Source organism: Pantoea sp. B270 (assembly GCF_018726825.1).
Lineage (GTDB): Bacteria > Pseudomonadota > Gammaproteobacteria > Enterobacterales > Enterobacteriaceae > Pantoea > Pantoea dispersa.
Genome location: NZ_JAHCSX010000001.1, coordinates 232357 through 248831 on the forward strand (window position 1 = coordinate 232357; position 16475 = coordinate 248831).

At 54.9% G+C, this 16475-nt stretch carries 21 protein-coding genes, 1 tRNA gene and 1 pseudogene; 12 read left to right on the forward strand and 11 right to left on the reverse strand.

From position 1 onward, the window contains the following. Positions 1 to 25: 25 nt before the first annotated feature. Both ybcJ and folD read right to left on the reverse strand, forming a co-directional pair. Positions 26 to 238 (reverse strand): ribosome-associated protein YbcJ, encoded by a 213-nt coding sequence (gene ybcJ / locus KOL70_RS01120; RefSeq protein WP_010618497.1) that lies wholly within the window; start codon positions 236 to 238, stop codon positions 26 to 28. Further along, positions 238 to 1104, reverse strand: coding sequence for a bifunctional methylenetetrahydrofolate dehydrogenase/methenyltetrahydrofolate cyclohydrolase FolD (gene folD / locus KOL70_RS01125; RefSeq protein ID WP_021508629.1), 867 nt, complete (start codon positions 1102 to 1104; stop codon positions 238 to 240). Before folD ends, ybcJ begins: the two co-directional genes overlap by 1 nt. Before the next feature lie 175 nt (positions 1105 to 1279). Here folD and KOL70_RS01130 point away from each other — a divergent pair, with 175 nt between their 5' ends. Both KOL70_RS01130 and KOL70_RS01135 read left to right on the forward strand, forming a co-directional pair. Next, the gene (locus KOL70_RS01130; RefSeq protein WP_058769413.1) at positions 1280 to 1783 is read left to right on the forward strand and encodes a DUF1198 family protein; all 504 of its coding nucleotides are present in this window, start codon (positions 1280 to 1282) and stop codon (positions 1781 to 1783) included. A gap of 95 nt (positions 1784 to 1878) precedes the next feature. Next, positions 1879 to 1955: transfer RNA gene (locus tag KOL70_RS01135), tRNA-Arg, on the forward strand. 35 nt (positions 1956 to 1990) lie between these two features. Here the strand turns inward: KOL70_RS01135 and KOL70_RS23540 are convergent. Continuing rightward, positions 1991 to 2128 (reverse strand): annotated as a pseudogene (locus tag KOL70_RS23540) (integrase); the annotation flags it as partial. Between the two features lie 812 nt (positions 2129 to 2940). Here KOL70_RS23540 and KOL70_RS01140 point away from each other — a divergent pair. The 3 genes from KOL70_RS01140 (at position 2941) to KOL70_RS01150 (ending at position 5638) form a co-directional block, all read left to right on the forward strand. Then, positions 2941 to 4485 carry a methyl-accepting chemotaxis protein gene (locus KOL70_RS01140; RefSeq protein WP_104092673.1) on the forward strand — a complete coding sequence of 515 codons (1545 nt, stop codon included), beginning with the start codon at positions 2941 to 2943 and terminating at the stop codon, positions 4483 to 4485. 361 nt (positions 4486 to 4846) lie between these two features. Further along, a complete protein-coding gene (locus KOL70_RS01145) occupies positions 4847 to 5272 on the forward strand; it encodes a cell envelope integrity TolA C-terminal domain-containing protein (RefSeq protein ID WP_254185827.1) in 426 nt (141 codons plus the stop codon). Positions 5273 to 5422: 150 nt separating this feature from the next. Then, entirely contained in the window at positions 5423 to 5638 is a 216-nt protein-coding gene (locus KOL70_RS01150; protein WP_021508621.1) for a hypothetical protein, read from the forward strand. 31 nt (positions 5639 to 5669) lie between these two features. Here the strand turns inward: KOL70_RS01150 and KOL70_RS01155 are convergent, their stop codons facing one another. Beyond that, positions 5670 to 6749 (reverse strand): NAD(P)/FAD-dependent oxidoreductase, encoded by a 1080-nt coding sequence (locus tag KOL70_RS01155; RefSeq protein ID WP_215480092.1) that lies wholly within the window; start codon positions 6747 to 6749, stop codon positions 5670 to 5672. 77 nt (positions 6750 to 6826) lie between these two features. Between KOL70_RS01155 and KOL70_RS01160 the strand changes: the two genes are divergently transcribed. Continuing rightward, positions 6827 to 7282 carry a MarR family winged helix-turn-helix transcriptional regulator gene (locus KOL70_RS01160; protein WP_215480093.1) on the forward strand — a complete coding sequence of 152 codons (456 nt, stop codon included), beginning with the start codon at positions 6827 to 6829 and terminating at the stop codon, positions 7280 to 7282. A gap of 239 nt (positions 7283 to 7521) precedes the next feature. Continuing rightward, complete coding sequence (locus tag KOL70_RS01165; RefSeq protein ID WP_254185828.1) at positions 7522 to 8262, forward strand: BPL-N domain-containing protein; 741 nt, start codon at positions 7522 to 7524, stop codon at positions 8260 to 8262. A 23-nt stretch (positions 8263 to 8285) separates the two neighbouring features. Here the strand turns inward: KOL70_RS01165 and KOL70_RS01170 are convergent, their stop codons facing one another. Then, positions 8286 to 8861, reverse strand: coding sequence for a TetR/AcrR family transcriptional regulator (locus KOL70_RS01170; RefSeq protein ID WP_215480094.1), 576 nt, complete (start codon positions 8859 to 8861; stop codon positions 8286 to 8288). A gap of 342 nt (positions 8862 to 9203) precedes the next feature. Here KOL70_RS01170 and KOL70_RS01175 point away from each other — a divergent pair, with 342 nt between their 5' ends. Together KOL70_RS01175 and KOL70_RS01180 are read left to right on the forward strand one after the other, a co-directional pair. After that, positions 9204 to 10667 carry a sugar porter family MFS transporter gene (locus tag KOL70_RS01175; protein WP_136545625.1) on the forward strand — a complete coding sequence of 488 codons (1464 nt, stop codon included), beginning with the start codon at positions 9204 to 9206 and terminating at the stop codon, positions 10665 to 10667. 200 nt (positions 10668 to 10867) lie between these two features. Beyond that, complete coding sequence (locus tag KOL70_RS01180; protein WP_031279895.1) at positions 10868 to 11128, forward strand: hypothetical protein; 261 nt, start codon at positions 10868 to 10870, stop codon at positions 11126 to 11128. Between the two features lie 221 nt (positions 11129 to 11349). Here the strand turns inward: KOL70_RS01180 and KOL70_RS01185 are convergent, their stop codons facing one another. Then, entirely contained in the window at positions 11350 to 11589 is a 240-nt protein-coding gene (locus KOL70_RS01185; RefSeq protein WP_021508614.1) for a biofilm development regulator YmgB/AriR family protein, read from the reverse strand. A 312-nt stretch (positions 11590 to 11901) separates the two neighbouring features. On the opposite strand from KOL70_RS01185, the gene ycgZ reads away from it, so the two are divergent. The 3 genes from ycgZ to KOL70_RS01200 all read left to right on the forward strand — a co-directional run bounded on the left by ycgZ (position 11902) and on the right by KOL70_RS01200 (position 12914). Continuing rightward, a complete protein-coding gene (gene ycgZ, locus KOL70_RS01190) occupies positions 11902 to 12144 on the forward strand; it encodes a regulatory protein YcgZ (protein ID WP_021508613.1) in 243 nt (80 codons plus the stop codon). A 99-nt stretch (positions 12145 to 12243) separates the two neighbouring features. Beyond that, a complete protein-coding gene (locus KOL70_RS01195) occupies positions 12244 to 12513 on the forward strand; it encodes a hypothetical protein (protein ID WP_058757918.1) in 270 nt (89 codons plus the stop codon). A 134-nt stretch (positions 12514 to 12647) separates the two neighbouring features. Continuing rightward, complete coding sequence (locus KOL70_RS01200) at positions 12648 to 12914, forward strand: biofilm development regulator YmgB/AriR family protein (protein ID WP_058757917.1); 267 nt, start codon at positions 12648 to 12650, stop codon at positions 12912 to 12914. A gap of 32 nt (positions 12915 to 12946) precedes the next feature. Here the strand turns inward: KOL70_RS01200 and KOL70_RS01205 are convergent, their stop codons facing one another. From KOL70_RS01205 to KOL70_RS01225, 5 genes are all read right to left on the reverse strand, one after another. After that, a complete protein-coding gene (locus KOL70_RS01205) occupies positions 12947 to 13144 on the reverse strand; it encodes a hypothetical protein (RefSeq protein ID WP_021508610.1) in 198 nt (65 codons plus the stop codon). An 80-nt stretch (positions 13145 to 13224) separates the two neighbouring features. Next, positions 13225 to 13485, reverse strand: coding sequence for a hypothetical protein (locus KOL70_RS01210; RefSeq protein ID WP_021508609.1), 261 nt, complete (start codon positions 13483 to 13485; stop codon positions 13225 to 13227). A gap of 180 nt (positions 13486 to 13665) precedes the next feature. Beyond that, a complete protein-coding gene (locus KOL70_RS01215) occupies positions 13666 to 13947 on the reverse strand; it encodes a hypothetical protein (RefSeq protein ID WP_021508608.1) in 282 nt (93 codons plus the stop codon). A 66-nt stretch (positions 13948 to 14013) separates the two neighbouring features. Further along, the gene (locus KOL70_RS01220; protein WP_215480095.1) at positions 14014 to 15174 is read right to left on the reverse strand and encodes a diguanylate phosphodiesterase; all 1161 of its coding nucleotides are present in this window, start codon (positions 15172 to 15174) and stop codon (positions 14014 to 14016) included. 190 nt (positions 15175 to 15364) lie between these two features. Beyond that, positions 15365 to 16468, reverse strand: a complete 1104-nt coding sequence (locus KOL70_RS01225; RefSeq protein ID WP_058769423.1) for an AI-2E family transporter — start codon at positions 16466 to 16468, stop codon at positions 15365 to 15367. Positions 16469 to 16475: the final 7 nt, after the last annotated feature.

The following is a 16475-nucleotide window of genomic DNA, read 5'->3' on the forward strand; positions in this document are numbered from 1 at the left end:
TGCGCATTCATGCGCACCTGGCTAATCAGGCCACAACCGTTACGCGCTGACCGGCAAACTCAACCGTCTGACCGGGAAAAATCTTGCAGCGCTTACGCGTCTCGATGGCACCATCAACGCGCACTTCGCCTTCGTCGATCACCGCTTTGGCCTGCGCGCCGCTCTCCACCCAGCCTTCCAGCTTCAGCAGATCGCATAAATCAACGTGCGCATGTTTACCCAGTGAAAAACTCGCCATTATGCCTGCTCCACGTCGTGATACTGTTCGCACGCCAGCAGCGTGTTCTCAATCAGCGTGGCGACCGTCATCGGGCCCACGCCGCCCGGTACAGGCGTGATGTAAGCCGCGCGCTCAGAGGCTGACGCAAAATCCACATCGCCGACCACTTTGCCGCTTTCCAGCCGGTTAATGCCGACATCAATCACAATCGCACCTGGTTTAATCCAGTCGCCCGGGATAAAGCCCGGCTTACCGACTGCCACTACCAGCAGGTCGGCATGCTCAACGTGATGGCGCAGATCTTTGGTAAAACGGTGAGTGACGGTGGTGGTGCAGCCGGCCAGCAGCAGCTCCATGCTCATCGGGCGACCGACGATATTCGATGCGCCAACCACCACGGCGTTCAGGCCGTAGGTATCGATGTTATAGCGCTCCAGCAGCGTGACGATGCCGCGTGGCGTACACGGACGCAGCTTAGGGGCGCGCTGGCACAGACGACCGACGTTATAAGGATGGAAGCCATCAACGTCTTTGTCCGGCGTAATGCGCTCCAGCACTTTGACGTTGTCGATCCCGGCCGGCAGCGGCAGTTGCACCAGAATGCCGTCGATAGCGTCGTCATTGTTCAGCTCATCGATCACATCCAGCAGCTCGGCTTCGCTGGTGCTGGCGGGCAGGTTATAAGCGCGCGAGACAAAACCGACCTCTTCGCAGGCGCGGCGTTTGTTAGCGACATAGATCTGCGATGCCGGGTTTTCACCGACCAGCACCACGGCCAGGCCAGGGGCGCGTTTACCGGCAGCGAGACGCTGCTGCACTTTTTCGGCAACCTCAAGGCGCACCTGCTGCGCAATCGTTTTACCGTCAATAATTTTTGCTGCCATCAGAGAGGAAATCCATCTGTAGAGAGTTAAATCGGGGATGGCGCCTATTCTGTCAGAAGCGCGTGCGGCTGTCAGTCACAGATTCGTTTACGCGACCGGTTTCCCGATTTTTCGCCGTGGCGCGCACCAGGCTTAGCGCGTATTATGCCCGCCAGGCAATGATGTGGAACACGTGATGATTTGGTTGATGCTCGCCACGCTGGCGATAGTGTTTGTTGTGGGATTTCAGCTGCTGACCGCCGGTTCGCGCCACGCCGCGCAGGCGCTCAGCAAGCGGCTGCAGCTGCCGCCGGTGCATGTTGAATCGCTGCTTGCGCAGATGGGCAAAGAGGCGGCAAACGAGTTCACCGATTACATTCGCGGCGACAACGAAGTGCACCTCAATAATGGCGCGGCAGTGCTGCTGATCTGGCAGGTGCTGATTGTCGATGGCAGCGATGAGAACGCACAGCGCTGGCATCACATTCTGACGAAGGCGGGGTTCTCCGCCCTGATTTCACGGCAGCAGCTGTTGCTGGCGCTGGGGTTCCTGCGCCAGCTGGAGCCGGACAGCCAGGAGCTGAATGCGTTACGCGAGCAGTATAATGCGCGCTTTACGCCGCAGGGGATTGAACTGGAAGGGGAATCCGCGGAGGTGAGTAATCTGGTCTCGCTGAGTGAGTGGCGTCAGCGTCATTAAGGCGAATTGTTCATTCCCTCGACACTCTGCCGTCCGTTGGCGGCAAAAACGTTGACGCGCCAGCGTGCCGACGTATAATCCGACGCATCTTCTATGCGCCCTTAGCTCAGCTGGATAGAGCACCGGCCTTCTAAGCCGTAGGTCACAGGTTCGAATCCTGTAGGGCGTGCCAAACAAAATCAATCACTTAACAACCTCCTTCAGCCTTCAAAATTTCCCGTGGGACTGATTTGGGACACGACTGCCAAAAATCGCGTCAATTTGCCTCGCATGCTATGTCAGATGATTCGGTGCCAGGTGAGCATACCGCTGAACCATTTCGATGCTCTCCCATCCGCCTATCTCTGTGCTGATGCCAGAGCACGACATGACAAGGCGAAACGCCAGCTCACTGGGGCATAAGCACCCTGATGAATTATTCTCGTTGACAGTCAACGCGCAATGCCTTTTTAGACAGGAATTATATAAGTTAACCTGACCATTCAGGATAGATGCGATGTTTCCTGCCAGACAGATTTTCTGAACCGCTGTCAGTCAGGCGCGGATGACGATATTCATTGAAAATATTTTAGAAATAATTATGGCACCTGACTCGGGATCGCGTCAGGCCATTCCTGCTAAATACTTACGGCCGTTAATATCAACCTGTCACCTGTTAAGCGGGGATGGTAAATAATAATTAACCTTTTATAAAAACTTTGCGGGCTATTTTTCTCGTTCTGGTTTCGTGGCGTTACGGCTGGATGATAACAGGTGTTTAACGTTGGCACGATTTTAGGTCAATCGAAGAAAATTCAATCATCATTTTTTTCATTAAAATCAATGGTTTTTACCATTTCCCCTCGGCGGATTCAGAATTATTGCGCCAGGAAAAGAACAGGGTGTCAGCGGTAGCATATCGGTGAAAAATTTCCTGGTGCGGACGGTTATGAGCTAGGTATTGATTATTTGCATGCAAGAATTATTTCTCTCAAAAATTCGTTGGTTAATTTTATATTGAGAATGTCACTAATATAGCGATGTGTAGCTGCGTCAATCTGAACGACAGGTCCGAAATGAATTTTAAAATTAACCATTCCGGGTGATGAATCTGCGTCACACAATGCCGATAACACATTCATATCTGACACTCTCATCTACTTACAGCGAGAATTAATATGAAAATATCCACCCGACTTGCAACGGGCTTTGGCCTGCTTGTTGTACTTTTTATTATCTGTACCGGCATTGCGCTCAACGCCCTGAGTAATGCGAGCAAAGGTATGGACGATGCGGTTAACGTCAAAATGAAAAAGTATCAGCTGGTGCTGGATATGCGTGGCAGCATCAGGGATATGGGCATTGCGGTTCGTAACCTGGCGCTCTTAACGGATATTGAGGCAATGAAGCCTGAATGGGAGCGCGTACAAAAACAAGAAGCGCAGTATATAGCCAGCCGCAAGGCTTTGGCTGAGGTGATGCAGGAGGATTCAACACCGCAGGGGCGGGAAGTCATGAGCCGCATTACTGAAGCTGAGGAGCCTGCACTTTCGTCGCTTAAGCAGGCTGGCCGGCTCGGGCTTGAAAATCGCGCTGAGGAAGCCACTGCCTATCTGCTGAACGTCACGCGCCCGGTGCAGAGTACCTTGCTCAAAGCGCTTAATGATATGACGCTGGTTCAGATGAAAAATACGCAGTCCGCTGTTGAAACCAACAGTCAGGCGACACGCCGGGCATCGCTGATACTGATGTTGCTCGCGGCCGCATCAGCACTGCTGGCAGTGGGAACATGCGTTATGACCATTCGCGTACTGATGCGCCAGCTGGGCGGCGAGCCAGTGCAGGCGCAGACACTTGCGGCGACCATTGCTTCTGGCGACCTGACGACGCCTGTAACGCTGCGAAACAATGACAGTACCAGCCTGATGGCTTCTCTGGATGGCATGCAGGCAAACCTGCGTGGTCTGGTATCAAAGATAAAAGACTCTGCTGCTTCTGTGGCGCTGGCAGCGGATGAGATATCACAGGGCAATACAGAATTGTCATCCCGCACCGAGGAGCAGGCTGCAGCGCTGCAGGAAACTGCGGCCAGTATGGAGCAGCTAACCGCCACCGTGAAAAGTAATACGGCCGGCGCGCAGCAGACCGCTGGGTCTGCCCGGGATGCGGCAACGCTGGCACGCGCAGGTGAGGCCGACGTACAGCGTATGTCTGAAACCATGAATGAGATCTCATTGAGCGCCACAAAGGTACGGGACATCACCTCCGTGATCGAAAGCATTGCCTTCCAGACCAACATTCTGGCGCTCAACGCAGCCGTGGAAGCCGCCCGGGCAGGTGAAGAAGGACGCGGTTTTGCCGTGGTTGCCGGTGAAGTCAGAACGCTTGCACAGCGCAGTGCAAATGCTGCTCGCGACATCAAACAGCTGATTGAACAGGCCGTTGAGCAGGTCGAAAGCGGCGTTGAGGTGGCAGCAGGTACAGGGCAGAGCATATTGAAGATTGTCAGCATGGTGGGCGAACTGGCAGAGGCCATGGATAATATTTCACTGGCTTCTTCAGAACAGATGCAGGGCATTTCTCAGGTTAGCATTGCGGTAAGTCAGATGGATGGTGTCACGCAGAATAACGCTGCGCTGGTTGAAGAGTCCTCTTCGGCGTCTCAGTCTCTCTCTGAGCAGGCGCACGCTCTGCGGGGGATGGTGGACACATTTCGTGTCTGACGTAAAAGGGCTCAGCGTTCCTGAGTAGAAATCAGACTTAGGACGCCCAATAAATCACGTGCATGTTGGGGATTGAGTCGGGTGGGGCGGAAAGATGTTTGCTGAATTTATTCTGCAGCCGTCCCGACCTTTCAACAGAAACCTACCCCGCCATGTCAGGCTGGCCAAAACACGCTGGCCTTTTTTCGCAACCTTTGATGGGGTCTGCGAATTGGCTTGAGACGTTACGCTGTTTAATCCCAAATCTGTAATGCGGTTGGTTGCTGGGTTGTGAGTATTCGCTGCCAATGCGAAAGCAACCCGATAGCAGGCGCGGTTTCCGCAATCTATCCGGGATGATATAAATGCATAAATGATCTGCATGGAAGCCATGATGAAAAAAACACTCTCACTTATCGCCGTCATGTTATTAGTCGGCTGCCAGTCCCATACTAAACAAACAGCAAGGCAGTCATTCAGGTTTCCAACCGCTTCCGAGATAAGAAGCCAGTGCGAATCGCAAGCCTCCTCGCAATTAGCAAATAAAGATACCCATCTGTGGCTTTGTCAGGCCGTTTCCGCAATACAGTATCGGTTTTTTGACGCGAATTTATATCACGGTAAGACCTGTGATTTGGTCATTACGCAACCCTTAGGCCAGCCACCGACAAACGTCACTGCGCAGGGCGGAGATGCTGATCTGTGCGCCGTTGCTATCGATGCGGTAAAGCAGGCGATAGATGCCAACACCATTCCCATGCGGCCTGCGTATCTGAAAGAAAAGATACCGGTGCGTTTTGCGCCCTAACTGCCTTTGTCCTGATCAGACCGTTGCTGCATAAGCGTAACCATAGGTAACAAAGTTCACCGTTTAACCCCTGTATATCACGCCGTCAGTTCTGCCAGGCTATGCTCAGCATTACTGACATAACACGTATCTTTATGGAGATTTACGGCAATGAAAAAACAGTGGATTGCGGCCCTGGCAGCGGCAGGCCTTCTTTTAGTCGTTAGCGCCCAGGCAGAGGCAAAAGGGTGCCTGAAAGGCGCTGTCGCTGGCGGCGTGGCAGGTCATCTGGTTCATCATGGCGTTGCCGGAGCGGCAGCTGGCTGCGCGGTGGGCCACCACATGGCCGCCAAAAAACAGAAAGAGGCGGAACAAAAGCAACAGTAAACCGCGGGTGGCTGGTCACGTAAAAGTGGTGTCAGGCTTTCTCATCGAACCAGTTCTGAAACCCCGCTATTGCATCAGGCATCATGTCGCGCGCGCGTTCCATAATCAGGGTTTCCGCAGAGCGCAGTCCGTTCTGCGGGTGAGAAGCCTCGCACAGTGCCAGAGCCAGGTCTGAGGCATCAAGCATCGCCAGGTTGACCCCTACGCCAACCGGCGGCATCAGGTGAGCGGCATCGCCAATCAGGGTGATGCCCGGCCGTGGTGCCCAGCCAAAATCGGCGGGCAGGCTGTAAATCGGGCGTCTGACATAGTCACCGGTGGCGTTCACCACCAATTGCAGGGAAGCGGCCCAGTCGCGGTAGCTGTCGTGCACCCAGGCGGTGAGGCCGGAGGAGGCCTGGTGTTGATCGATGACATCAGGGGCGCGCTTCATCGCCGCATAGACGCAAATCCTCCCGCCGCCGTTGCGTTGCGTGACCAGCGCCTGCGCACCGCCAAAACTGAACGCGGTCCCGTTGCCGGCAATGCTGTTGATTTGGTCGGACGGGTGATCTATCCAGCCTTCGAAAAAGGTAATGCCGGTATAAACCGGACGTACCGGCGTCAGGTAACTGCGGACCCGCGACCAGGCACCGTCAGCACCAATCACGATATCGGCTTCGTAGCGCCTGCCGTTTCTGAACACCAGCCCGTGCGCTTTTTGCCGGCCATAGTCAACGTAATGCAGTTTGTGATCCCACTGCAGGGTCTGCGGTAACAGGGCGCTCAGCAGCAGGTTTTTCAACTCGCCGCGATCGATCTCCGGTTTATCCATTTCACCTTCCGGCGTGAATCTGTCGGCCTCAACTTCTCCGGTAAGGTAATTCAGCATCCGGCTTTCCTGATCCTCATGCCTGGCGATACTGATGAACTGCTCCAGCAGGCCCGCTCTGCGCAGTGCCGCCTGGCCACTGTCAGCATGCAAATCAAGCGAACCGCCCTGACTCCGCGCAGCATCCGCCGGCTCATCCTCAAATACCGTCACGTTAAAACCGTGGCGCTGAAGAATCACGGCCGCCGTGAGGCCTGCCGGGCCGCCGCCCACGATAGCGATAGTCAGTTTGTCCGACATGTCTTTTCTTCCCCAATGCGAAAGTGGATACTGTATAATCACAAAGTTGACATATCAACTAAGCGACGGGATAAATAATGGGCAGCACAGAGATTTCAGACGCAGAGTGGCAGGCATGGCGCGGATATCGCCGGCTTGCTGAAATCATCACCGGACGCATTGTCAGAGAGATCAATGAGGCGACCGGGTTGTCCGGCCCGGATTTCATGATCCTGATGGAAATCAACCGCAGTCCGCAGGGCGTACTGCTGCAGCGTGAGCTGCTGGAATACCTTGAATGGGACAAGTCGCGGCTATCGCACCAGCTTTCACGTATGACCGCCCGGGATCTGGTACAGCGCAGCCGCGCGACTCGCGCAGGGATTTCAGTCCGCATGACAGAGGCCGGGAGCCAGCTGCTTGCTACAGCGCGGCCGATACATGCCGCGGGCGTGCGGCGAAATTTCCTCGATTTGCTGACGCCGGAAGACATCGAAGGGCTGATCGCCATCACCGGGCGGTTACGGCAGTCAGCCAGCGGTTTTATCGAATAATTCCCGGCCGATCAGCTTCAGACACTCCTTCTGCAACCTGCACAATCGCGGCAGCCGTTGAAGGGATTATGTGAAAGATTAATTAAAACAGGGGCTTGTATTTTTCGCGCTGTCAGGCTGTTGACAGCCTCTTCGTGCTGGCCCTAAATTGAGCGGTCGCTCTAATTTTGAGCCTGGTCCTGCCGCTGATGGTGAAAACAATGTTACTGAGAGCCTCCTCCCGTTTCTGGCGTTATTTGATGAAGAACCTTCTGACGTATGCTGCCATTCTGCTTGCCGGCGGGTTAGCCACCGCGAATATGGCCAGTGCTGCCGTCACCCATGTCGCTATCTATCGCGGCGGTGCGGGCTGTCCGGGCTGCTCAGAAATGGTCCGTAAAGCGCTGGAACAGAGCGGTCTGCCGCTGGACATCGCTTATGTCGGAGAGCAGGAAAAAATAAAGGTCACGCAGGATAACCTCGCCAGTTTTGATGTTTACATCCAGCCCGGAGGCGGGCAGGACATCCCCGGCGCCTTTGCTGCGCTGGGCGACGAAGGGGCTGAGGCCATACGCAAATTTGTCCGCAATGGAAAAAGCTTTCTCGGATTGTGCATGGGCGCGTATCTGGCCGATGAAAACTGGCTGGGGCTGATCCCCTCATCGCTGTACTCTGAAGTCATGCGCAAGGGGACTAACATACCCGACGAAGGCGATTACGTTGTCGATGTTGTCTGGCAGGGGAAAACCGAAAAATTTTATTATCAGGATGGTCCTTACCTGAATGCCGAAGACGCGCACGGCTTCGTCGCTCTGGCGCGCTATGCCAACGGTGATATCGCGCTGGCGAAATATACTTACGGTAAAGGCACGGTGCTCCTGAGCGGACCGCATCCGGAAGCGGATGAAAGCTGGATGGCGCCGGAGAAAAACAATCCGGCCTACACCTCAGCCGGCAGCAAGATGGCCAGACTGATTAATGATTTAAAGCCCGGGAGGTAAGCGGCTATGTGGAAAAATCCCCGCTAGCGACAAAGTTTCTGCAAGGCGGCCATTATCTCAAGAAAAAAATGTGTCCGCTTATCCGCAGAGTAGTTAAGAATAAGCGCGCTTGAATAACCGTCAATCAGGGCGTGAAGATTACGCGCCACCTCGTCTTTACCTGCTTCGCTGAGGTGGCTAAATGCCTGGCCGGATAAGCCCTGACGGATGATCGCCGTCCACGTCTGCGTGCTGGAGAGCAGCAGCTGCTCAAATTGCTTATCCCTTGCCGCCAGCGGCCACAACTCGAGGTAGATCAACCAGTGAGAAGCCGGCCCGTCTGGCAGGAGATAATCCACCAGCGCACGAAAAAAGGTGTCATGCTGTGAATCATCCCTCTTTTCACTCTCTGCAGAGAAAGCGGCAACGTCCTCATCCAGCATGAAAGCAATCGAGTCCAGCCTCAGCGCATCCCAGTTTTTGAAATAGTGGTAGATGTGGCTGCGGGATATGCCCAGCGTGTTGGTCAGATCGCGGGTTGAAACATTGTTGAAGCCGCGCTCCCGAAACAGCTGCAGCGCCGCGAGAATGATATTTTTCTTAACCGTTTCTTTTTTCACGTTCAACCTTAAAAGACACCGTTTTCCTGAACGTTAATTCAGCAACCTGTCGCCGGACCTGCCTTTCTGCGTTACGCCTCAGCGTGTTTCTCTTTAACCAGCCAGCGTACCTTAGCAGAAAATTTTCCCCCTGTCGGGGGTGGGATTTCAGCAGGCCAGCCAGGATTTGAGCGCAGTGCGAGCGCGCGGCTGCGGCGCAAACATGCGCTGTGCAGTCAGGGCGGTGCGGAATTTTAATCAGTCGCCATCCGGTAAAAATCGTGACCGGCCTCACACTTTCTCGTTTCTGACTATACTCAAACCTCCTTTTTATCCCGTCATTGACCAGGTCTTGAATCACCCATGGACGATAGCAAGCAAAATCCTTCGCAGTCTCAATCAGATGATGGCGGCAGCCTGACGTTTACTGTTCAGCAGCGCCTGTTTTTTGTGGTGTTAGTCGCCACGATGGGCGCGCTGGCGTTTGGCTACGACACCGGCATTATTTCCGGCGCGCTGCCCTACATGACGCTGCCCGCCGCGCAGGGCGGTCTCGATCTCACGCCATTTACCGAAGGGCTGGTGACCTCTGCGCTCACCTTTGGCTCCGCGCTCGGCGCGTTCATCAGCGGTTATGTCTCGGACCGCTTTGGTCGCCGTATCACGTTACGCAGCCTTGCCCTGTTGTTCATTGCCGGAGCGTTAGGCACCACGGTTGCGCCGAATCTGGAAATCATGGTGGTGATGCGCTTTATTCTGGGTTTCGCGGTGGGCGGCGGATCGTCAACGGTTCCGGTCTTTATCGCTGAAATTGCCGGGCCTAAGCGCCGGGCACCGCTGGTCAGCCGCAACGAACTGATGATTGTGTCAGGGCAACTGCTGGCTTACGTCGTCAGCGCCGCCATGAGTTTGCTGCTGCACGATCCGGGCATGTGGCGCTATATGCTGTCGCTGGCGATGATCCCCGGCATTCTGCTGTTTATTGGCACCTTTTTTGTCCCGGCCTCACCGCACTGGATGGTGGCGGAAGGGCGCTTTAATGAGGCGCTGCGTATCCTGCGCAAACTGCGGGAAAATCCGCGCGAGATTAAAAAAGAGATGGCAGAGATGCGGCAGAATGCCCGCGAAGCCCGTCAGGGGCCACCCGCGCGCGAACTGTTAAAAGAGAAATGGATTGTGCGTCTGCTGCTGCTGGGTTGCGGCATGGGCATCGTCGCGCAGTTTACCGGCGTCAACGCCTTCATGTATTACACGCCAGTCATTCTGAAAAGTACCGGTCTGGGCACCAGTGCTTCGATTGCGGCCACCATCGGCAACGGGGTGGTATCGGTACTGGCCACCTTTGCCGGCATTAAAGCCATCAGTCATTTCGGCCGGCGCCCGATGCTGATGACCGGGTTGGCGGTGGTGATTGCGATGCAGCTGGCGCTGGGCGCGGTGCTGGTTCTCATGCCGCAAAGCCTGACGCAAAGCCTGCTGGCGCTGGCGTGTATTCTGGTGTTCCTGTTCTTTATGCAGATGTGCATTTCCCCGGTTTACTGGCTGCTGATGTCGGAGTTGTTTCCGATGAAAGTTCGCGGGGTATTAACCGGTTCAGCGGTAGCATTTCAGTGGATATGCAACGCCGTGGTGGCGCTGGCGTTTCCGCCTTTGCTGTCGCTGGTGGGTAATAAGGCGTTCTTTATCTTTGCCGCGATCAATGTGGCTTCCCTGGTGTTTATTGCCGTGATGTTACCGGAAACCCGGGGGAAATCACTGGAAGAAATTGAATCCCACATGCGCGAGCATTTTGGTGAACCTGCGGATCAAGCCGCGTCATCAGGCTGAATCGTCGTCATGCTGCGGCAGGTTGCGTCAGCGCCTGCCGACAAAAACCTTTGTCGCGACACCCGCCGCGGCATTTTTTCATGCTCGCTAAAATAAATCCTGTTACAGGCTTCATTTCAGAACTTACCTGCACCGGTTCGCTCAATAGGGTCTACAGTGTGACGTGAGGTTCTCATCAACGTGAAATGGAGGAAGTAAATTTGTCTATTCAACACGACGGGAAAGGGCACGTCATTATTGGCGAAGCGGCACTAAGCCTGGCTTTGGGCAAAAAGAAGATCAGCGTTAATACGCTTATCGACGAGCTCAGACACATGAAACGCGCTGGCGGCAGCGACACACGCCTGTCCGCGATTTCAGAGGCGATCGGCTGGCTCAGAAGCTTTGATGAGCCTGAGCAGGCCGCGATCCATGTGCCGTACCTGCAGACGCTTGCAGGCCTGAACGACGAGAAGAACTGACGCCATAAGACGTAGTCCGGCTCTGGCCGGAAGACGACAACGTAGATGACCTCATCGGACGCGCGTTAGCGTGTACCGGCCGGAGAAAACTGTCAGGGATGACGTCTTCACCACCATCAAACCTCGTATTAACGATTTTCGGCAACGCGGCATGTGGCAACGGATGCGGGCTTTAGCGACGGATGTGCAACGCGCTGAAGGTGAGCGGATGAACCAAACGATCAGCGACCAAACAGCATCGCCAGCAGGGAACGTGCCTGTTCCGCTTCGACGTCATCGTCCGTGTCATTGATGTGCCCGATAAGCTTGAGGCAGATCGCGGTGCGCGTCAGCCGACGTTCCTGACGCAAAATTTCAACGGTGATGCGTCCCAGTAGCGCAATCTGGCGGGGATCGGTGACCTGACTGAAGTAACCGGCTAGTCCGGTATTGTGACAAGGCGGCAGCCCGTTGTTTCTCATTTGTCCACCTGCAGCACACGATCATCTTGTAGGGCGCAAAGTAACCGATACGATATCGTCTGTACAGCAACAATCCTCTCCCCGTGTCAGGAAATCAGCGGGTTGTCCAAACCGATACCGTTTTTCCTGCCGCTGAACCCAACCCTTACGCCGATTATTTCAGTACGTAAGCCCCTGAGATTAAGGTGTTAGCATTTTTTGCACAAGAACGTAGCTAATAAAGAAACAGTATTGCTGTACAAGTTTTATTTCTTTGTATAAGTTTACGCACAGAGAGAAGCGACGGTATTTTAACCATTCGAGGGGTTCATCATGCGTCAGAATGTTGCAAAATTTCCAGACAGCGCCAGTGAGATTGCCCGCTATTTCAGTAGAGCGACAGCACCTACTCAGCAGGAAACGCTGGGGCAGATTGTCGTTGAGATCCTGCGCGCAGGAAAAAACCTCAACCGTAAGGCGATCTGCACCAAACTGCTGAGACGCCTTGAGGTCGCGGCAAATTATGAAGAAGAGCGTCATTACCAGACGCTGATTGGCATGCTGTTTGAACGCTGATACGAAAAGGGATAATCGGTGGTACCTGCAGCATGCGCTTTATGACCCGGGAAGGGTCAGCCACTTGTCCGAAAGGGCACAGTCCCGCAGGGGGTGGGCATGCAGAGAAGTCAAATTGAACGTTTAACCGAAATCGTTCTGGGCGAGGCGGTGGTCAGGCTGCTCGATAATAATGAACGAATCAATGTGGCGACCGTTTCAGCCCGGCTCCGGTCAATGGCCGCAGAGGAATTTAATCCCGACCGTCTGGAAGCGATCAGGATCGCCATCAGGGAACTGCAGATGCAGTCAGCAGCCCGGGAAATTCGTGAAAAGCCGATGGCTGCTCTGGGCGGGATGTCACAACCCAGGGCTGGTAAAAAGCATTAATGACAGGGACGATACGATCTCGTGATTAACCGGAGTGTGGCAGGACGCCCGGCATAACACGGCCATCTCAGGATGGCCGATTTTTTTGGCGACCACCGGGCTGTCAGCAGCGCCCGGTTTACGGATAACTACACATGCAAACCAATGAACACTCATTCAGCGCTGAAGCGGCCCTTATTCACCATTTTCGCAGCGGCGGTGAGCGCTATGCGGCCGAAGCCGCGGCACTGGATGCCGTGATTCGCGACATCGTCATCCATGGCCAAAAAGTGACGAGCAAAACCATCATCCTGTATCTCATCTCAGAGCTTGAGATGACCACCGATATTGTCAAACTGGATGTACTGCGCAACGTGCTTGAAATCGTGGTCGGCAGAACGCCGGATGATGAAGGGTTCTGAAAAGGTTAGTAAGCCGGAGCAGTAGATTAAGCTTAGTGCATCTGCTTCACAAGCATACTGATGGCGTTTAAACAGGCCTGCCGCAATTCATCTTCGCTTGCCGTTTCGCCAAGATGATGCAGTGCATGGGTAATGTCCTGAAGTGTCAGGTGCTGGTCCGGCTTAAGAAGGCGCGCCACAACCGTTCCAATAACGGCGTAGATATCTTCGGCGGTAGTGTCATCGCTCAAATGACCTCCATCCGTTGGTGGATAAGCATACAGTATAGCAGAAACCACAGCGTCAGGCGCGGCAGATTGTCAGGCAGCGATCAGTGCAGCTTGCCGGAAAAAGAAAAATGCCCGGCAGTGAACGCCTCTTTCTTCACCGCGCTCATCTCCATTTCCCGTCTGACGTCCTCAATGACACGCAGCACAGCACGAATGCGGTCACTGTCTGTTTCGCGGTCAAGCATTGCCTGCAGCCTGTCGTTAAGGGCCGCCCAGCTTATGGCGACGTTATCATCGAGTAACGCCGTTACGGCTTCTCCGATGATGATATCCGCCATTTTATCGTCAAAATTGTTTTTCATCAGTCTGTCCGGCTGCGGTTAGGGCAATGAGCTTACCACAGGAATCTCACCCGGACACATTGAGCACATCAAACTCCGCTAAAAGATGCCGGACGCGGGTTATCGGCGCAATGATCAGCATATTGAGTTGCCAGCGTTGCAAAGAGAATGGTATTTGCATTCGCGCCGGCCATCACGGCGCTACTTTCTGACGGGTTCCGCGGCTTCAGCGCGCCCGCTGACTTCTGAAGCCGCCTGATCCAGACGATAAAGTAAGGTGTCGCCGCGTTCGCAGTAACGCGCCGGCCAGATCATCGCCCCGTTACCGTCCTCCACGTACTTCACACCCAGTCCCTCCACCACTGCCCATGGCTGCGCCAGCGCACTGCGGTACCGAAGTAACTCACGCGCCATGGAGACTGCCTCCGGTTCGTTCTCCTCCGGATGGCTGGATATAAACTGCAGTCGGGCATCGCTCAGCATTGTCTTCTCCTGTGAGCCTGACGTTTTATCTCTTCACACGTTCTGCGTCGTCAGGCTTAACCGCTTTCAGATCGCCTCGCGGCTCTCAGGCCATGCCACGGCGCCGCCCTCAGGCGTAAACAGGCTGCCCTGGAAATCGATGATCCCGGCCGCCTCCAGCCACATCCACTCTTCGGGACGCTCAATGCCGGCCGCAATGACGTTGATTTCCAACGCCGAACAACAGCGGATGACCGCCTGCATCACTGCCTGCTTCGGGCCGCTACGATGAATATCACGTACAATATTTGCGCCGATACGTACCCGGTCAGGCTGGACGTGCGCCAGTAAAGAGAGACCGGCCGAGCCGTCGCCGAAGTTATCAATTGAAAGGCTAATGCCTGCCTCTTTCAGCTGTCTGACCGCCGTGGAAAAGTCTTCGAGCCGGGAGATGACCTCCGTTTCGCTCACGCCAAGAATGATTTGCTGCGGCACCAGTTCCGCCTGCGCGATGGCGCTGACCAGTTGACTTACCGCATAGGGAAGATAAACCAGCGTCATCGGCAGGATACTGATATACAGCGTCATGCCATCGGGACAGGCCTGGCCGGCTTTATGCAGTGCGTCTGTCACCACGTTGAGATCATGAGTGTAACGCTCATGTTCCCCGAGTCCGGCGGGTTGCGCGTGCGGAATTGCCTCAATGGCCGTCACTTCACGGCCAAGGGGATCAACCACAGGGCGGAAAGTGACGCCACTGGCCGGCGCGGGAGATTGCCCTTCCGCGGGGATGAACTCCCAGAAATCAGCTGGCGGCACTTCAAAGTAGTTCTCTTTTTCACGCGCTTCGACAAAGGTTCTGAGGAACTGTAGCCCGCGATCGTCATAGGTCAGCTGATATTTCGACGTGCCGCGATCAAGCACCGCCTGCAGCACACTGCCGCTGTGGTGAGTACGCAAATCGAACAGCTCCATGCCGGCATTACCGAAACGCCGCGAAGGGGAGTAGTCGCGCATCAGCTCGACCACATTGTGATGACGCCGGTCGGCACAGATGCGGGCGTAGATTGCCAGAACGCCGTGCTCTGGTCCTTCCAGGATTTGAAAAAAGTGCGTGCCGTTAAACAGCAGGATGCCGGTAACATGATGCTCTGCATTGAGCAGACTCGCTTTTGCCACCATCTCCGGCAGGATATTGACGGGAACATCTTCAGAGATGTGGCTGCGATAAATTATTGTTGTAAGCATTATACGCTCCAGATTGTCGCGATTGTCCTCTGACACCTTAGCAGCATGGGTTTAATTGTGAAACGTCCGGGCTGAGCGCTGCCCAGCGGCTGCGCTGAAAAGACAAGCGGCGCTTTAAAGCGCCGCTTCGGATGAGCCTGCCAGTGAGCGATAGTGGCCCGACAGCAGGTCTTTAGCTGTTGTACCACTGCTACTCGCGGGTTTTACCCTCTTCGATAAACTCTTCGTCGATCTCTTCGACGTTTTCCCGGTTGTCGCGGCCGGAGAGCAGATTCCAGCAGGCGATGAACAGGGCAGCGATCAAGGGGCCAATCACGAAGCCGTTAATGCCGTACACTTCCATGCCGCCCAGCGTGGCAATCAGGATCAGGTAATCCGGCATTTTGGTATCTTTGCCGACCAGCAGCGGACGCAGGATATTGTCCACCAGCCCGACCACGATAACGAAAAAGCCCACCAGGAACAGGCCTTTCCACAGCGCACCGGTGGCGAAGAAGAAGATGGCCGCTGGCACCCAGACGATAGCCGAGCCGACTGCCGGGATCAGCGACAGGAACGCCATCAGCGCACCCCACAGCAGGCTGCCGTCGATATCGGTGATCCAGAAGGCGAAGCCACCCAGCACCCCCTGAACCACGGCCACCACCACCGTGCCCTTGACCGTCGCGCGCGATACGGCGGCAAATTTCATCAGCAGATGGTGCTTAACATAGGTGGAGAGCGGCAGCGCTTCGAGAATCAGCCCGACCAGCCAGGCGCCGTCTTTCAACAGGAAAAACAGCAGATAAAGCATCACGCCAAAGCCCACGGTGAAGGTGAAAGTCCCTTTACCGATCAGGAACACGCTGCCCGCCATGTATTGTCCGCCCTTCAGCGCAAAGCCGGAGAGTTTTTGCTGAATCTGTGCGGCATTGTTCAGATCGTGATCCGCCAGCCAGGTTTGTGCCCACTCCGGCAGATGCTGCAGCAGCGAGGCAAACACCGTCGGGAACTGCGCGGAATTGGTTTGCAGCTTGGTGTACACCGTATTGATCTCAACCACCAGCGACGAGGTGATGATCGCCAGCGGCGTGAACACGATCAGGCAGATAATCAGTAAGGTCACAAAAGAGGCCAGCCCGTTGCGGTCGCCCATTTTGCGCCGCAGCAGTGACTTCAGTGGCGCAAAGATCACCGCCAGAATCGCCGCCCACAAAATGGCGGAGAAATAGGGCGCCAGCACATCAAAAAAGGCGATCGTGACAATCGCCAGAATCACTATAAAGAAACCGATATTTAAACCTTTAACACGCATGCAAAAG